Origin of the sequence: Frigoribacterium sp. Leaf415, assembly GCF_001424645.1 — a bacterium.
Classification (GTDB): domain Bacteria; phylum Actinomycetota; class Actinomycetes; order Actinomycetales; family Microbacteriaceae; genus Frigoribacterium.
In genome coordinates, this window is the sequence record NZ_LMQR01000002.1 from 143,906 (window position 1) to 158,397 (window position 14,492).

Below are 14,492 nucleotides of genomic sequence, written 5' to 3' on the forward strand. Positions count from 1 at the left end.
GAGAGACCGCCCGCTCCGCCTCAGTCGGCGATCAGCCGCTTCCCCATGCTGAAGGCGTCGTCGACCGAGTACCCGAGGTGCTCGTAGAACGCCCGAACCCGCTCGTTGCCGGTGCGCACCTGGAAGTTCGCCTTCGGGCACCCCATCGCCTCGAGCGACCGCTCCACCTCGGCCATGAGCTGTCGACCGAATCCCTCCCCCTGGCGATCGGGCTCGACCGCGACGTAGTAGACCCAGCCGCGATGGCCGTCGTAACCGGCCATGGCCGTCGCAACCAGCGCCTCCTCGTGATCGACGCCGACCAGGAACAGCTCGCGCTGCACCGTCAGCTTGCGTTCGATGTCGCGTCGTGGGTCGTTCCACGGGCGGGTCAGCCCGCAGCGCTCCCAGAGCGCCACGACGGTCTCGGTGTCGGCCTCGTCGAAGGGTCGGATCTGCATGCCCCGACCCTGCCAGAGCCGACGAACCGAGGAGGCGCGGTGCCGGTCACCGCGACCCCGCGCCCCCTCAGGGCCCTCGCGTTAGGGTGGGTCGTCGTCCGAGCCGCGGGCGCAGGGAGGGGCCCACCCGTGACCGATGCTCGCCGACGTCTCGCCGTCCTGGGGTCGCCGATCGAGCACTCGCTGTCACCGGTGCTGCACCGCACGGCGTACGAGCACCTCGGGTTGCCCTTCGACTACGACCGGGTCGAGGTGGCTTCTGGCGGTCTCGCCGACTTCGTCGGGGGCCTCGACGCGAGCTGGCGCGGGCTGAGCCTGACGATGCCGCTCAAGCGCGAGGTGCTGCCCCTGCTCGACACGGTCTCGCCTCTCGCCCGGCGCCTCGGTGTCGCGAACACCGTGGTCCTCGACGACGACGGCCGACGCCACGGGCACAACACCGACGTCGACGGCATCGTCCGCAGCATCGAGGGGTTCCACGACGCACGGCCCGCCGCGGCCACCATCCTCGGCGGCGGCGCGACCGCCCTGTCCGCCATGGCCGCCGCCTGGGACCTCGGCGCCCGGTCGTTCTCGATCCACCTGCGCAACCCGATGCGGGCCGGCGAGCTGACGTCGCTGGCCGCCGAGCTGGGTGCCGACGTCATGGTCGCCCCGCTCACCGAGCTGCCCTCGCTCGGCCCGTTGGACTTCGTCATCAGCACGCTGCCCGGCGGGGCCGCGGACGACCTGCACCTGCGTCCGACCAGCAGCTCGTCGGTCCTGTTCGACGTCGCGTACGAGCCCTGGCCGACCCGCCTCGCGTCTCGCTGGTCCGCTGACGGCGGCATCGTCTTCAACGGTCTCGACATGCTCGTCGAGCAGGCGCTCGGTCAGGTGCGGCTCTTCTCCGGGCGGGCACAGGACGAGCCGGTGCCCGACGAGGGCGTCCTGCGCGAGGCGATGCGCGCCTCCGTGGGTTCACCGATCCGCGGCCGGTCGACGACCGACAGCGTGGTGGGCTGACGATGGCGACTCCTCTGCCGGTCTCGATCGGCCGGGTCGCGCTCGGCACCGGGCGGCCCGCAGTCTGCGTCCCGCTCGTGGCCCGCACCGCCGACGCACTGGTCGACGCCGCCTCGGCGCTCGACACCCGGACGGCCGAACTGGTCGAACTGCGCATCGACTTCGTCGACGCCGCCTTCGCCGCGGCACCGGACCCCGACGGGCCCGTGCGCGCCGGTGCCCCGGCGACGGGCCCGGCCGACCTCGACCTGGTGGCCGACGTCGTCCGACGGGTCCGCGGCGCGCTCGACGCGGACCTGCCGCTGCTCTTCACCCTGCGCACCGAACCCGAGGGGGGCGAGCGTGACGTCGCCCCGGCGACCTACGCCGCCGTGCTGCGCTCGGCGATGGCCACCGGCCTGCTGGACGCCGTCGACGTCGAGATGTACACCGACCCCGACCTCCTCGGCGGACTCGTCGACGCCGCGCACGACGCCGGTCTCGTCGTCGTGATGTCGTCGCACGACTTCAGCGGCACCCCCACGCAGGGCGAGATCGTGTCGCGCCTGCTCGAACAACAGGAGAACGGCGCCGACGTGGCGAAGTTCGCCGCCATGCCGTCCAGCACGGACGACGTGCTGACGCTGATGCGGGCCACGGCCGAGTTCCGGGCGGGGGCCGGCATCGTGCCCGCGATCACCATGTCGATGGGGCCGCTCGGCGTCGTGTCCCGACTCGCGGGCGAGACGTTCGGCTCGTGCGTCACGTTCGGGTCGGCGGGGGCGTCGAGCGCACCGGGCCAGGTGCCGGCGGTCGGGCTGCGGGCGGCGCTCGAGCTGGTGCACGCGGCACAACAGGGCTGACGGCGCCGGACGGGCGTCGCTCGGGGCCTCGCACGGGGCCTCGAGCGTCAGGGCTCCGGCGACCCGACCCTCGCAGCGTCCACCACCGGGAAACGAGCGACGGACGTCGCTCAACAGGACCACCGCGGCGGTCGGGTCCACCGGAGTGCGAACAGGTTAGCGGTCGGCGGCGCGGCGCCGGAACCCCCTCGTGAACAGCCGGCGGGCCTACCCTCAGGCATGGACGAAGCAGAGATCGACGACCACGCCCACCGATTCGTCACGGCCTTCGCGCTGCCGAGCAAGGTCGGACGCCTGAACAGCCTGCGCTCGACCGACGAGAAGCGGGCGAAGTTCCGGGCGGGTCTCGGCCTGATGCCGTTCCGATCGGACCGCACCACCCGGCTCAGCCACGCCGACTCGTCACCGGCCGCCGTGCTGACACGATTGCGCGACCTCGGCGCGGGCGAACGCTGCGTCGTGTTCGAAGAGAGCAAGGAGTGGGCGGGCACCCTCGACGACGCGGTCGCCGCCGTGGTCGGGCAGGGCTACGGCGCCGTGATCTCGTGCCTGCCCGGCCGTCTCGGCTACGCCGAGTCCGAGTCGGGCGAGCGACTCGTCCTGTCCCTCGACGAGTGACGCGGAGGCCCGAGCGTCCGATCAGGCGGGCCCCGGGTACTGCCGCTCGCCGCCGGTGTCGAACCGCTCGCCCGAGGCGCGCGAGGGCAGCAGCGACATGACCAGCAGCGTCAGCCAGCCGAGCACGGGCAGCAGGTAGAAGAGCACGTACCAGGCGGTGAAGCCCCCGTCGTGCAGGCGCCGCGACTGCAGCGCGACGGTCGGCAGGAAGCTCACGGCGGCCCAGAGGATCAGCACGACGCCCTGGTGGTCGATGTAGCCCAGGTCCGTGCTGTCGCCACCGGCCCAGATCGACGTACCGCCCGTCCCGGTCGCCCACGCCTGCAGCGCTCCCTGGAACGCGAACGCGATGACGAACCACCACCAGTACTCGCTGCGGCTCGCGCGCCCGTGGAAGGTGGCGTACTTCCGCCAGAACCGGACGACCGCGACCTTCGGCGAGGCACGGTGGTACGGCTGGTCGAGGGGCACGGGGCCGGCGGCTCCGGTCATGGGATCTCCTGCGGTGTCGGGTGACGGGCTGCCCCATCCTCTCAGCGCCGTCGCCGCGTCGTGGCCGCTCGACGCGGCCCGTCGGTACTGTGGGGCCCGCCGACCCTCGCGTCGGCGCCGTCGCCCACCCGGGGCGGCGCCAGACGAAGGAGACCCCATGAGCATCGGCGGCGGAATCGCCTTGATCGTGATCGGCGCGGTCCTCGCGTTCGCTCTCGACTTCCAGGTCGCGGGCATCGACATCAAGCTGATCGGCTACATCCTCATCGCGGCCGGCGTGGTCGTGACCATCATCGGCATCGCCTTCGCGTCGCGCCGACGCTCGACGGTCTCCACGACCCGCAGCGCGGTCGACCCGGCCACGGGCGAGCGCGTCGAGCGTCGCTCGACGGACAGCGACCCGCTGGTCTGACCCGAGGGTCCGACGCGACCCGAGAACGCAGGAGGCGCGGTGCCGGCTGGCACCGCGCCTCCCGTGTGTCGGGGCCGGGGGTGGCTAGAGCTGCACGCCGTCCTGCACGGACGCGGCGCGGTGGCGACGGCGCAGCACGAGGGCGGCACCGGTGCCGGCGAGCATCAGCGCGAGCAGCAGGGCGGGCAGCGCGTCGGAGCCGGTGAACGCCAGGGGTCCGCTTCCGTTGCCGGCCGTACCCGCGCCTCCTGCGCTCGTGCCGTCACCGGGTACCGCCGCGGGCGGGGTCGTCGGCGCCGGGGTGACGGCCCCTTCGACGACCGCGACCGTCGCGGCCAGCGTCGTGCCGCTCTGCGTGCCGGTCAGCGTGATCGTGTAGCTGCCGGGATCGGTGGGGGCGGTGACCGTGTAGGTCGCGACGCCGTCGATCACGTCGGCGATGCCGAGGTCGGTCACCGTGCCGTCGACGTCGAGCGTGCCCGTGACCTGGCGGTCACCCGCGAGGCCGGCGGTGCTGACCGGGAAGTCGGCGCGGGGGGCGACCTCGGTCGGAGCCGAGATCGTCGCGGCGGCGCTGAGGCCGTCGAGGTCGCGGTCGAGCTGCAACGCGTTCACGATGGTGAAGAAGTTGTCGGTCTGGTCGATCAGGCCGACGACGTTCGCGGCGCCCGGGCCGTAGCCCGCGACGCGCAGCTGCGTGCCGGTGTGCTGTTGCGATCCACCGGCCGCGGCCGTGCCGTAGGCGATCTTCATCGTGGTGCCGTCGACGGTCGTCAGCGCGGTGCTGAGCGTGGCGGGCGGCGTCGAGTCGACGATCTGGCTGGTGTGGGCGTGGTCCGCCGTGACGATGACCATCGTGTTCCCGTCGGCCTTCGCGAAGGCGAGGGCGGACTGGACGGCCTCGTCGAGGTCGAGCACCTCACCGATCTGACCGCAGGCGTCGGCGCTGTGGTCGCGCTTGTCGATCGAGGCACCCTCGACCTGCAGGAAGAAGCCCTGGTCACCCGTGTCGAGCAGGTCGATCGACTTCTCGGTCAGCGACTGCAACGAGAGGTCGGTGCCCAGGCGGGCCGGGTTCGGCTGGCAGGTCTGCGGGGCCAGGTCGGCTCCGCCGACGGTCGCCGTGGTGGCGGCGTACCGGGTCGGGAAGTTGCCGTCGGTGAAGGTGCCGAGCACGGGCTGCGCCTGGTCGGCGGTCGTCAGCGCGTCGAGGCCTGCCGCGTCACGCACGACCTGGTAGCCGCGGTCCTGCGCCTGGGCGAACAGGGTGTCGCCCTGCCACTGACCGGCGCGGGCCGACTGACCGAACGAGGTCGCGCCTCCTCCGAGGGTGACGTCGGCGCGGGTGCCGATGATCTGCTCGCTGATCGAACCGAGGCCGCCCTGGTCGAGGGCGTCGGCACCGCACTGGGTGACGGAGTCGGGGCCGTAGCAGCTGCGCGCGGCGACGTGCGCGGCCTGGACGGCCGGGGTGGCGTCCTGCAGCTCGGCGGTCGAGACGTTGCCGGTCTTCTTGCCGTTGGCCTTGGCGATCTCGAGCAGGGTGTCCTGCGGGACGCCGTCGACGTCGACCGAGATGGCGTTGTCGTAGGTCTTGGTGCCGGTGGCCCAGGCGGAGCCGGTCGCGGCGGAGTCGGGCACGTAGTCGGGCTTGCCCTTGTTCGCGCCGTCCTTGTAGACCGAGTACGTCGTGTACTGGCCGGTCAGGGGCAGGGCGTCGATGCCGGGCAGCGTTCCGCCGGCGCCGTAGGCGTAGTTGCGCGCCGAGGTGATCTCGCTGTCGCCCATGCCGTCGCCGATGAGCAGGATGACGTTCTTGGCGGGCCCGGCCTTCACCGAGTCGAGCAGCAGCTGCGTGCTGTCGTCGATGCTGCGCGCGGCGCCGCCGTTCTGGGCGACGTTCGCGGGGGTGGCCGCGAAGGCGGCGACGGGGCTGAGGGCGAGGGCGGCGACGGCGGCCGTCGCGACGACCCCCGTCGTCAGGGCCGCACGCCGGCGGTTCGGGGTGTTCTTCGACACGGTTCTGCTCCTGTGATCGTGATCGTGATCCGGTCGCCACGCGACGGAGTCGTCACGGGGCGGGGATCAGCAGACTCCTGCCGGGTGGCCGCCACGTGAACGAGGCCGTGCGCGCAGGTGAACACCCTCGGATGAGGGCCACCGCCGGCCGCCGAGATCGGGCGAACCGTCGGGGTCAACTGCGCCGCGCGGACCCCCGCGCCGCGCGGACCGCCACCGACCTCAGCCGACCGTCGAGCGGAGCACCGACGACCCGTCGGGCCGGCGTCGCACCTCGACCCGGTCGGCGATGCGCTGCTTGAGCTCGTCGACGTGGCTGACGATGCCGATCACCCGCCCCGAGGCACTCAGGCGACCGAGCTCGCTCATGACGGCGTCGAGGGTGTCGGGGTCGAGCGAGCCGAACCCCTCGTCGACGAACAGGGTGCCGAGCTCGAGCCCGCCGGCCTCGGCCTGCACGACGTCGGCGAGGCCGAGGGCGAGGCTGAGCGAGGCGTAGAAGGTCTCGCCGCCCGAGAAGCTGCCGGGGTCGCGGGTGGTGTCGGTGGTCGCGTCGCGGATGACGAGCGAGAGCCCGGTCTTGCGCGAGCGCGACCCGACCTCGCGCTCGTCGGACGAGGCGAGCTCGTACCGCCCGCTCGACATGACCGACAAGCGCACGTTCGCCGCCGCCACGACCTCGTCGAACCGGCGCAGCAGCACGTAGGTGCCGAGCGTCACGCCCTTCACGTTCTCGCCGGTCGAGGCGCTGGCGAGGTTGGCCATGCGCACCACCGCCCGGGCGTGCTCGACTGCGTCGTCGGCAGCGGCCGTCACGGCCTCGAGGGCGGCCAGGGCCTGCCTCGTCCGCTCGGCCCGGTCGCCGGCCCGCGTCGCCCGGTCGGTGACCTCGTCGAGCTCGGACTCGACCCGATCGAGGGCCTCGACGGCCGACTCGACGTCCGCCGTCTCGTCGCCGGCCAGCACGGCGACCTCGGGCTCGGCCAGCCCGGCCGCGACGATCGCCCGTTCGCGCTCGTGGGCCGACACCCGCGTCTCGAGGGCGGCCAGGTCACCTGCCTCGAGGGCGGCGTCGGCGACCTGGTCGACGTCGTCGAACCCGCTGCGCTCGAGGGCGGCGGCGAGCTCGGCACGTCGGACGGCCGCCGCGGCGGACGCCACGTCGGCGGCGTCGAGGAGGGTCAGGAGGCGCGTGTCGCGTTCGACGCCGTCACCGACCGAGGCGGTGAGCTCGGCGATGGTCGGGGCCCGACCGTCGAGCAGTCGCGCGATCTCGGCCTCGTCGTCGAGCAGGGCGCGTCGGTCGGCGGCGACGCGCTCCCGGCCGGTGGCGGCCCGCTCGCGGAGGTCGTCGAGCTCGGCCCGCAGCCGGTCGACCTCGCGGTCGTGGGCCACGAGGGCCGCGTCGGCCGCCGCGAGGGCGGTGCGGGCCCGGGTGGCCTCGGACACGCGCAGGGCCAGCCGGGCCAGCTCGGACTCGACGTCGTCGCGGGTCAGGTCGCCCAGGGCGCGGCGGGCCTCGGCGACCCGCCCCTCGGCGGTCGCGTGCCGGGCGGCGGACTCGCGCTGACGCACCTCGGCCGCGCGTGCCGTCAGCGACGCGGCCTCGACCTGCTCGTCGGTGGGGTGCTCGGCGCCGGGAGACGCGGGGGCCGGATGCTCTCGCGAGCCGCACACGGGGCACGGGTCGCCCACGACCAGGCTCGCGGCCAGGTGGCCCGCCATGCCCTCGATCTGCCGACGGCGGAGGCCGGCCTCGTCGTCGAGGGCCCTCAGGGCCGCCGCCGAGTCGTCGGCCAGTCGTCCGGACGCCGCGTCGACGGCCCGACCGAGGGCGTCGAGGTCGTCGAGGTCGCGCAGGCGGACCCGCGCCTCGGCCGTCGCCTGCTCGGCGGCGGAGAGGTCGGTCGACGTGTCGGCCAGGGCCTCTCGCTCGACGACGAGCGAGGACCGGACGACGGGGGCCGCGACGAGGCGGTCGTCCAGCTCTCGGCGCCGCTCGTCGGCGTCGACGAGGGACTGCTCGGCTGCCTCGAGGGCTGCACGCCGCCCGGGCAGGGCTCTCTCGGTGCGGGCCGCCTCGGCCAGGAGGGCGAGTTCGGAGAGCCGGGCGTCGCGACGCGCGGCGACGTCGGCTCGGACCGGGGCCCCGTCGGCTGCAGCGGACCCGGTGCCCTCGCCGTCCGTGACGCCCCGGGTGGCCTCGGCCAGACGGGACGCCGCGTCACGCTCGGCCTCGTCCGCTCGCGTGACCGCGGCGAGGGCGTCGGTCACGGTCGCGGCTCGGGTCGCCGCGGCGACGCGCAGTCGGACCGTGGCGATCTCGGCGGCACCCTCGTCGAGACGCGTCTGCCGGTTGCTCAGGTCGGCCCGCCGGTCGAGTGCAGCCTTCAGCGCTCGCACGCGATCGAGCGACCGTCGCGCCGCGTCTCGTGTCTCGACCACTCGTGACCGCCGGGCCGCCGTGTCGGAGGCCTCGCTCTCGAGGGCCCCGAGCGCGGCAGCCGCACCGTCGGCGGCCAGAGCCTCGTCGAGGACGTCGGCGTCGAACCCGCTCGCCTCGAGCAGTCTCGCTCGGGCCAGCTCGATGTCTCGGTCGGCGGCGGCCACGGCGGCGTTGGCGACCTTGCGCCGTTCGACGAGCTCGGCCGTGGTCCGCTCGTAGATCTCGGTGCCGAAGAGGGACTGCAGGACCTCTTTGCGTTTCTCGCCGGTCGAACGGAGGAAGGCGGCGAACTCGCCCTGGGGCAGGACGACGGTCTGCACGAACTGCTGGCGCGTGAGTCCGAGGATGCGCGAGACCTCGGCGCCGGCCTCTTGGGCGCTGATCGAGACGATCTCGCCGTCGACGGCGTCGGGCGACGAGAGGCGCCACAGCTTCGCGGTCGCGTTCGCCGGCGTCGTGCCCGTGCCCCGCGCCTTCGGACGGCGGTACGCGGGAGTCCGGCGGATGCGGTGGACGCCCGCACCGTTCTCGAAGACGAGCTCGACGAAGGGTTCGACGTCGGGTGCGGCGTGGTGGCTGCGCAGGCGGTCGGGCGTCGAGGCCGACCCGGCGAGCCCGCCGTAGAGGGCGAAGACGATCGCGTCGATGATGGTCGACTTGCCCGACCCCGTGGGGCCCTCGAGCAGGAAGGTGCCCGAGGCGCCGAGCGCGGCGAAGTCGATGCTGTGCTCACCCGCGTAGGGCCCGATGGCCCGCAGCGTCAGCCGGTGGAGGTTCATTCGCTCGCCTCGCTCGCCCGCGCGGCCTCGTAGGCGCCGCGCACCACGGCCAGCTCGGTCTCGCTCGCGGCCCCGCCCGAGGCGAAGGCGACGAAGTCGGCCGCGACCTCGATCGGGTCGGACTCGGACGTCACGGCGGCGAGCGCCGGGGCCTCGACCGCTCCGACGGGCGTGTGGTGGATCGCGAGGGCGTGCGGGAAGTGCTCGGCCACGCGCGTGTAGAGCCGCTCGGGGTGCACGGGATCGGTGACGAAGACCCGCAGCCAGGCGTCGCGCAGGTCGTCGTGCCGCCCGTCGAGCAGGGCGTCGAGGGTGTCCGTCACCTCGGCGAGTCGACGCGGCACGGGGGCCGGGACGAGGTCGACCGAGACCGAGCCGTCGGCGGCCAGCTCGACGATCGTGGACGACTTGACCTGGTTTCGCTCGCCGAACGAGAACGCCAGCGGCGAACCCGAGTAGCGCAGGCGACCGGACGGGCCGACGCGTTGGGCACCGTGCAGGTGACCGAGGGCGACGTAGTCGACGCCGTCGAACACGGTCGACGGGACCGAGTCGACGCCGCCCACCCGGATGTCGCGCTCGCTCTCGCTGCGCTCGGGTGCGGTCCCGACCTCGACGTCGACGCCGCCACCCCCGACGGCGGCCTCGGCCTCGCGGTCGGCTGCGGGCCCGGCCACGACGAACGCGTGCGCCACCACGACCGACCGGGTGCCGGGCCGCCTTGCGAGGTCAGCGCGCACCCGCTGCATCGCCGCGCCCATGACGGCCGCGTGCGACCGGGCCAGCGGCTCGTCGACGCCCGCCGTCGCCAGTGACCGCCGGACGCTGTCGGGGTCGAGGTAGGGCAGTCCGTAGAAGGCGACCGGCCCGTCCGGGTCGTCGACGACCACGGGCTCGTCGAGCAGGTCGACCGACGCCCGAAGGTGCAGCCCGGGTCGCATCAGCTCGGCCGCGAACCCCAGTCGCACCGCGGAGTCGTGGTTGCCCGGCGTGACGATCACGGTGGCGTGCTCGGTCAGCCGCGCGAGGGCCCGGCCGAGGAGGCGCACGCTGGGCACCGCGGGGACGGCCCGGTCGTACACGTCGCCCGCGACCACGACGACGTCGATCGACCGGTCGGCCACGAGCCCCACCAGGTGGTCGACGAAGGCCTGCTGGTGATCGTGCAGGTCGACCCCGTGCAGCGTGCGCCCCAGGTGCCAGTCGCTGGTGTGCAGGATGCGCACGGCGCCCCTCTCGTGGATGTCGCGGTCGGTGCGGCAACGGGTGCCGGAGTCGGTGCCCCCGACTGTATCGGGGGCCTCCGACAGAGCCGGGCGCGCCTCCTCGGGTCCGGCACCGCGCCTCCTCGGGTCCGGCACCGCGCCTCCCGGCCGGTCGCCGTCCCGCCCACGGGAGTGAGATGGTCAGATGCCCGCACACCACGGCGGGCCCGACGAGAGCGAGACCGTGAGCCACGACCCCCTGCAGCCCGACCAGGTCACCGCCCTGCGCCGCGAGGTCGAGGCACGCCTCGACGCGATGGTGGCCGACCTGACGACCTACGCGAGCCTCGAGACGCCGTCCGACGACGTCGACCTGCTCGAGGCGGGGCTCCGCTGGATCGAGACCTGGCTCGGCGAGACCGTCGGTCCGCCGGCCGACCGCAGGGTGCACGTCGTCGAGGGCTACGGCGACACGGTGACGCTCGACTACCCGTCGCCGTCGGGGTCGACCGAGTGGGTGTCGGCCCTGTGCCACTACGACACGGTGTGGTCCGAGGGCACGCTGGCCGGGTGGCCGGTGACGGTCGAGGGCGACCGCATGACCGGCCCCGGGGTCTTCGACATGAAGTCCGGGCTGATCCAGCTCGGCAACGCCCTCGCGATCGGCGACCGCCTGGGGCTGCCCCGCCCGAACGTGCGTCTGCTGCTCAACGGCGACGAGGAGGTCGGCAGCATCGCCTCGCGCGAGGCGATCGAGCGCGAGGTCGGACGAGGAGGCGCGGTGTTCGTCTTCGAGTCCGCCGCCGACGGCGCCGTCAAGACCGCCCGCAAGGGCGTCGGCATCTTCGAGGTCGAGGCCTTCGGGGTCGAGGTCCACGCCGGCCTGCACCCGCGGTCGGGTGCGAGCGCCGTCGACGAGATCGCCCGCGTCGTCCTGACGCTGCACGCGGCCGCCGACGTCGAGGCGGGCACCTCGCTCAACGTGGGAGTGCTGCAGGGCGGCACCCGCACCAACGTCAAGGCCGGCTACGCCCGGGCGATGGTGGACGTCCGCGTCACCTCGTCGACCGAGGCCGAGCGCATCGAGCGGGTCTTCGCGGGGCTCGCGGCGAACGATCCGGCCGCGACGCTGAAGGTCACCGGCGGCTGGAACCGTCCGCCGATGGAGCGCTCGGCCGCGACCGGCGCCCTGTACGAACGCGCCGCCCGGGTCGCCGCCTCGCTCGGCTTCGAGTTGCGCGAGGTGTCGGTCGGCGGGGCCAGCGACGGCAACTTCGCCGCCGCGCTCGGCCTGGCCGTGCTCGACGGGGTCGGCGGCGTCGGCGGCGGAGCCCACGCCCGCCACGAGTGGATCAGCGTGCACGGCATGGTCGAGCGCACCGAGTTCGTCAGCGCCCTGCTCGCCGACCTCGCCTGACCGCCGCCCTCCCCGGCGACCGACGCCGCGCCTCCGCCCGGACCCCACGAAGTCGCCGAGACCCCGGTGTGCGCGCGGGGGTCTCGGCGACTTCCTGGGGTCTCGGGCCTCAGGCCTCGAGCGTGAAGTCGTAGACGCCGGCGTCGAAGCGCGCGTAGCCGGGGTAGTCGATCAGCTCGTACAGCTCGGCACGGGTCTGCATCGACGGCACCTGCGACTCGAGCGACCCCTCGGCCGTGAGCGCGTCGAGCGCCCGGGACGCCGCGCCCATCGCGGCGCGCATCAACGACACCGGGTGGATCACCATGCTGACGCCCACGTCGTGCAGCTGCTGCCGGGTGAAGAGGGCGCTCTTGCCGAACTCGGTCATGTTGGCGAGCACCGGCACGTCGAGCGCCGAGCAGATCGCCTCGAACTCGCCGAGGTCGGCCATCGCCTCGGCGAAGATCGCGTCGGCACCGGCGTCCACGAGCGCACGGGCCCGGTCGATCGTCGCCTCGAGGCCGTCGAGGGCCCGGACGTCGGTGCGGGCCATGATCACGAGCGCGGGGTCGCGTCGCGCGTCGACCGCGGCCCGGATGCGACCGGTCGCCGTCGCCGCGTCGACGACCTGCTTGCCGTCGAGGTGGCCGCAGCGCTTGGGGTTGACCTGGTCCTCGATGTGCAGGCCGGCCACGCCGGCGGCCTCGAGCGCCTGGACGGTGCGGGCGACGTTCATCGGCTCGCCGAACCCGGTGTCGGCGTCGACGAGCACGGGCAGGTCGGTCATCGACGCGATCTGCCCCGCCCGCGTGGCGACCTCGGTGAGCGTGGTGAGGCCGATGTCGGGCAGCCCGAGCTCGTTGGCCATCACGGCACCCGACACGTAGACGCCGTCGAAGCCCTTCTGCTCGATCAGGCGGGCGGTCAGCGGGGTGAACGCCCCCGGGAACGTCAGGGTGCGCTCGTCGGCCAGTCCGGCCCGGAACGCCGCACGCTTGTCGGCCGGCGACACCGTCGAGTACAGCATCAGAACAGCCCGCCCGGCTGGGCGACGGCACCGGCGAGCGCGTCGGGGGCGACGATGCCCAGCTGTCGCACCTCGGCCGCCGTCAACGAGGGGAGGCGCGTGGCCAGGTCGACGAACCGCTCGACCTCGGCGTCGGACAGCACGCCCTCGGCCAGGGTGCGGAACTTGCGCACGTAGTCCTCGCGTCCGAAGGGCCGTGCCCCCAGGGGGTGGGCGTCGGCGACGGCGATCTCGTCGACGAGGGTCGTGCCGTCGACGAACTCGACCTCGATGCGGCCGCCGAACGCCTTCTCGGCGGGGTCGGTCGAGTGGTAGCGGGCCGTCCAGGCGGGGTCCTCGGCCGTGGTGATGCGCTGCCACAGCTCGACCGTGTCCGGACGCTGTGCCCGGGTCGGGGCGTAGCTGCGCTCGTGGTGCCACTCGCCGTCCTGCAGGGCGACGGCCACGATGTAGGGGATGGAGTGGTCGAGCGTCTCGCGGCTGGCCGTGGGGTCGTACTTCTGCGGGTCGCCCGCCCCCGAGCCGATCACGACGTGCGTGTGGTGGCTGGTGTGCAGCACGATGCTCCGCACCTGCGCGGGGTCCCGCAGCGCCGGGTGCGAGCGGCCGAGCCGCCGGGCGAGGTCGATCCACGCCTGGGCCTGGTACTCGGCCGAGTGCTCCTTCGTGTAGGTGTCGAGGATGCCCCGCTTCGACGCCCCCGGCGCCGGCAGGGGCACGTCGTACGACGCCCCGGGCCCGTCGAGCAGCCAGGCGATCACGCCGTCCTCGCCCTCGTAGATGGGGGCGGGACTGCCCTGGCCCCGCATCGCCCGGTCGACGGCCTCGACCGCGGCCTTGCCGGCGTACGCCGGGGCGTAGGCCTTCCACGACGAGATCGCCCCCTTGCGCGACTGCCGCGTGGCCGTCGTCGTGTGCAGCGCCTGGCCGATCGCCTGGTGCACCACCTCGGTCGACAGCCCGAGCATCGTGCCGAGGCCCGCCGCGACCGACGGGCCGAGGTGGGCGACGTGGTCGATCTTGTGGGCGTGCAGGCTGATCGCCCGGACGAGGTCGACCTGCACCTCGTAGCCGGTCACGATCCCGCGCAGCAGGGCCGCGCCGTCGAGTCCGCGGTGCTGTGCGACGGCGACCAGCGCCGGGATGTTGTCGCCGGGGTGCGAGTACTCCGCCGCGAGGAACGTGTCGTGGAAGTCGAGCTCGCGCACGGCGACCCCGTTCGACCAGGCGGCCCACTCGGGCGAGACGGGGTGCTCGGGCGCGACGCCCGTGACCTGCGAGCCCGCGCCTCCGGTGGTCGGCGGGTGCGCGAGCGCCTGGTCGCGGGCGACGGCGACCGGCGCACGCAGCAGCGACGCGGCCGAGACGGCGGCGTTGTCGATCAGGCGGTTGATCACCATCTCGGTCACGTCGTCGTCGACGGGCGCGTCGTCGGTGGCGAGTGCGGCGAGGCGCCAGGCGAGCTCGTCCTCGCGGGCCAGCGGCTCGTCGCTGCGGTGCACCCGCACCGTGTGCACGACGAGGTCGGCGGTCGGAGCGGCCGGCCCGCCCGTGACCCGGGACGAGGAGGCGCGGCTCGCGTCTCCCCCGCCGCTTGCGTCGGTCGTCGCCCCGGCGTCGTGTGCGTGCTCGGACGCCTGCTCGTGCTGCGTGCCCATCGGCCACCCTCTCTGGTGGGGCGGGCGTCGTCGCGGCCCGCCGTGCGCCGTCGTCGGTGACGGCCGTGTCGTTGCCGTCCAGTCTCGCACCCCGGGCCCCAGCCCCGTTCGGGGGCGGACGCACCGGTCGGTCCCATGGCAGGCTCGAGG

At 74.0% G+C, this 14,492-nt stretch carries 12 protein-coding genes; 5 read left to right on the forward strand and 7 right to left on the reverse strand.

Annotated features, from left to right (window positions below):
- Positions 1–20 precede the first annotated feature (20 nt).
- Positions 21–440 carry a GNAT family acetyltransferase gene (locus tag ASG28_RS15335; protein WP_055978052.1) on the reverse strand — a complete coding sequence of 140 codons (420 nt, stop codon included), beginning with the start codon at positions 438–440 and terminating at the stop codon, positions 21–23.
- A gap of 129 nt (positions 441–569) precedes the next feature.
- On the opposite strand from ASG28_RS15335, the gene ASG28_RS15340 reads away from it, so the two are divergent.
- The 3 genes from ASG28_RS15340 (at position 570) to ASG28_RS15350 (ending at position 2,905) form a co-directional block, all read left to right on the forward strand.
- Positions 570–1,445 (forward strand): shikimate dehydrogenase, encoded by an 876-nt coding sequence (locus ASG28_RS15340; RefSeq protein ID WP_055978054.1) that lies wholly within the window; start codon positions 570–572, stop codon positions 1,443–1,445.
- 2 nt (positions 1,446–1,447) lie between these two features.
- Positions 1,448–2,287: a type I 3-dehydroquinate dehydratase gene (aroD, locus tag ASG28_RS15345; RefSeq protein ID WP_055978056.1), complete on the forward strand. Its 840-nt coding sequence runs from the start codon at positions 1,448–1,450 to the stop codon at positions 2,285–2,287.
- A gap of 219 nt (positions 2,288–2,506) precedes the next feature.
- Positions 2,507–2,905: a hypothetical protein gene (locus tag ASG28_RS15350; protein ID WP_055978058.1), complete on the forward strand. Its 399-nt coding sequence runs from the start codon at positions 2,507–2,509 to the stop codon at positions 2,903–2,905.
- A gap of 21 nt (positions 2,906–2,926) precedes the next feature.
- Here ASG28_RS15350 and ASG28_RS15355 read toward each other — a convergent pair whose 3' ends face one another.
- The gene (locus ASG28_RS15355) at positions 2,927–3,397 is read right to left on the reverse strand and encodes a DUF805 domain-containing protein (RefSeq protein WP_055978060.1); all 471 of its coding nucleotides are present in this window, start codon (positions 3,395–3,397) and stop codon (positions 2,927–2,929) included.
- Positions 3,398–3,554: 157 nt separating this feature from the next.
- Here ASG28_RS15355 and ASG28_RS15360 point away from each other — a divergent pair, with 157 nt between their 5' ends.
- Positions 3,555–3,809 carry a DUF6458 family protein gene (locus ASG28_RS15360; RefSeq protein ID WP_043593189.1) on the forward strand — a complete coding sequence of 85 codons (255 nt, stop codon included), beginning with the start codon at positions 3,555–3,557 and terminating at the stop codon, positions 3,807–3,809.
- 84 nt (positions 3,810–3,893) lie between these two features.
- Here ASG28_RS15360 and phoA read toward each other — a convergent pair whose 3' ends face one another.
- The 3 genes from phoA to ASG28_RS15375 form a co-directional block, all read right to left on the reverse strand.
- Complete coding sequence (gene phoA, locus ASG28_RS15365; RefSeq protein WP_082454812.1) at positions 3,894–5,828, reverse strand: alkaline phosphatase; 1,935 nt, start codon at positions 5,826–5,828, stop codon at positions 3,894–3,896.
- Positions 5,829–6,050: 222 nt separating this feature from the next.
- Positions 6,051–9,053 carry an AAA family ATPase gene (locus ASG28_RS15370; RefSeq protein WP_055978062.1) on the reverse strand — a complete coding sequence of 1,001 codons (3,003 nt, stop codon included), beginning with the start codon at positions 9,051–9,053 and terminating at the stop codon, positions 6,051–6,053.
- Positions 9,050–10,279, reverse strand: a complete 1,230-nt coding sequence (locus tag ASG28_RS15375; RefSeq protein WP_055978064.1) for a metallophosphoesterase family protein — start codon at positions 10,277–10,279, stop codon at positions 9,050–9,052. The genes ASG28_RS15370 and ASG28_RS15375 overlap by 4 nt, the downstream gene beginning before the upstream one ends.
- A 184-nt stretch (positions 10,280–10,463) precedes the next feature.
- On the opposite strand from ASG28_RS15375, the gene ASG28_RS15380 reads away from it, so the two are divergent.
- On the forward strand, positions 10,464–11,675 hold the full coding sequence (locus ASG28_RS15380; RefSeq protein WP_082454813.1) for a M20/M25/M40 family metallo-hydrolase: 1,212 nt from the start codon (positions 10,464–10,466) through the stop codon (positions 11,673–11,675).
- A gap of 109 nt (positions 11,676–11,784) precedes the next feature.
- Here ASG28_RS15380 and prpB read toward each other — a convergent pair whose 3' ends face one another.
- Both prpB and ASG28_RS15390 read right to left on the reverse strand, forming a co-directional pair.
- Entirely contained in the window at positions 11,785–12,684 is a 900-nt protein-coding gene (gene prpB, locus ASG28_RS15385) for a methylisocitrate lyase (RefSeq protein ID WP_055978066.1), read from the reverse strand.
- Entirely contained in the window at positions 12,684–14,342 is a 1,659-nt protein-coding gene (locus ASG28_RS15390; protein ID WP_082454814.1) for an MmgE/PrpD family protein, read from the reverse strand. Before ASG28_RS15390 ends, prpB begins: the two co-directional genes overlap by 1 nt.
- Positions 14,343–14,492 lie beyond the last annotated feature (150 nt).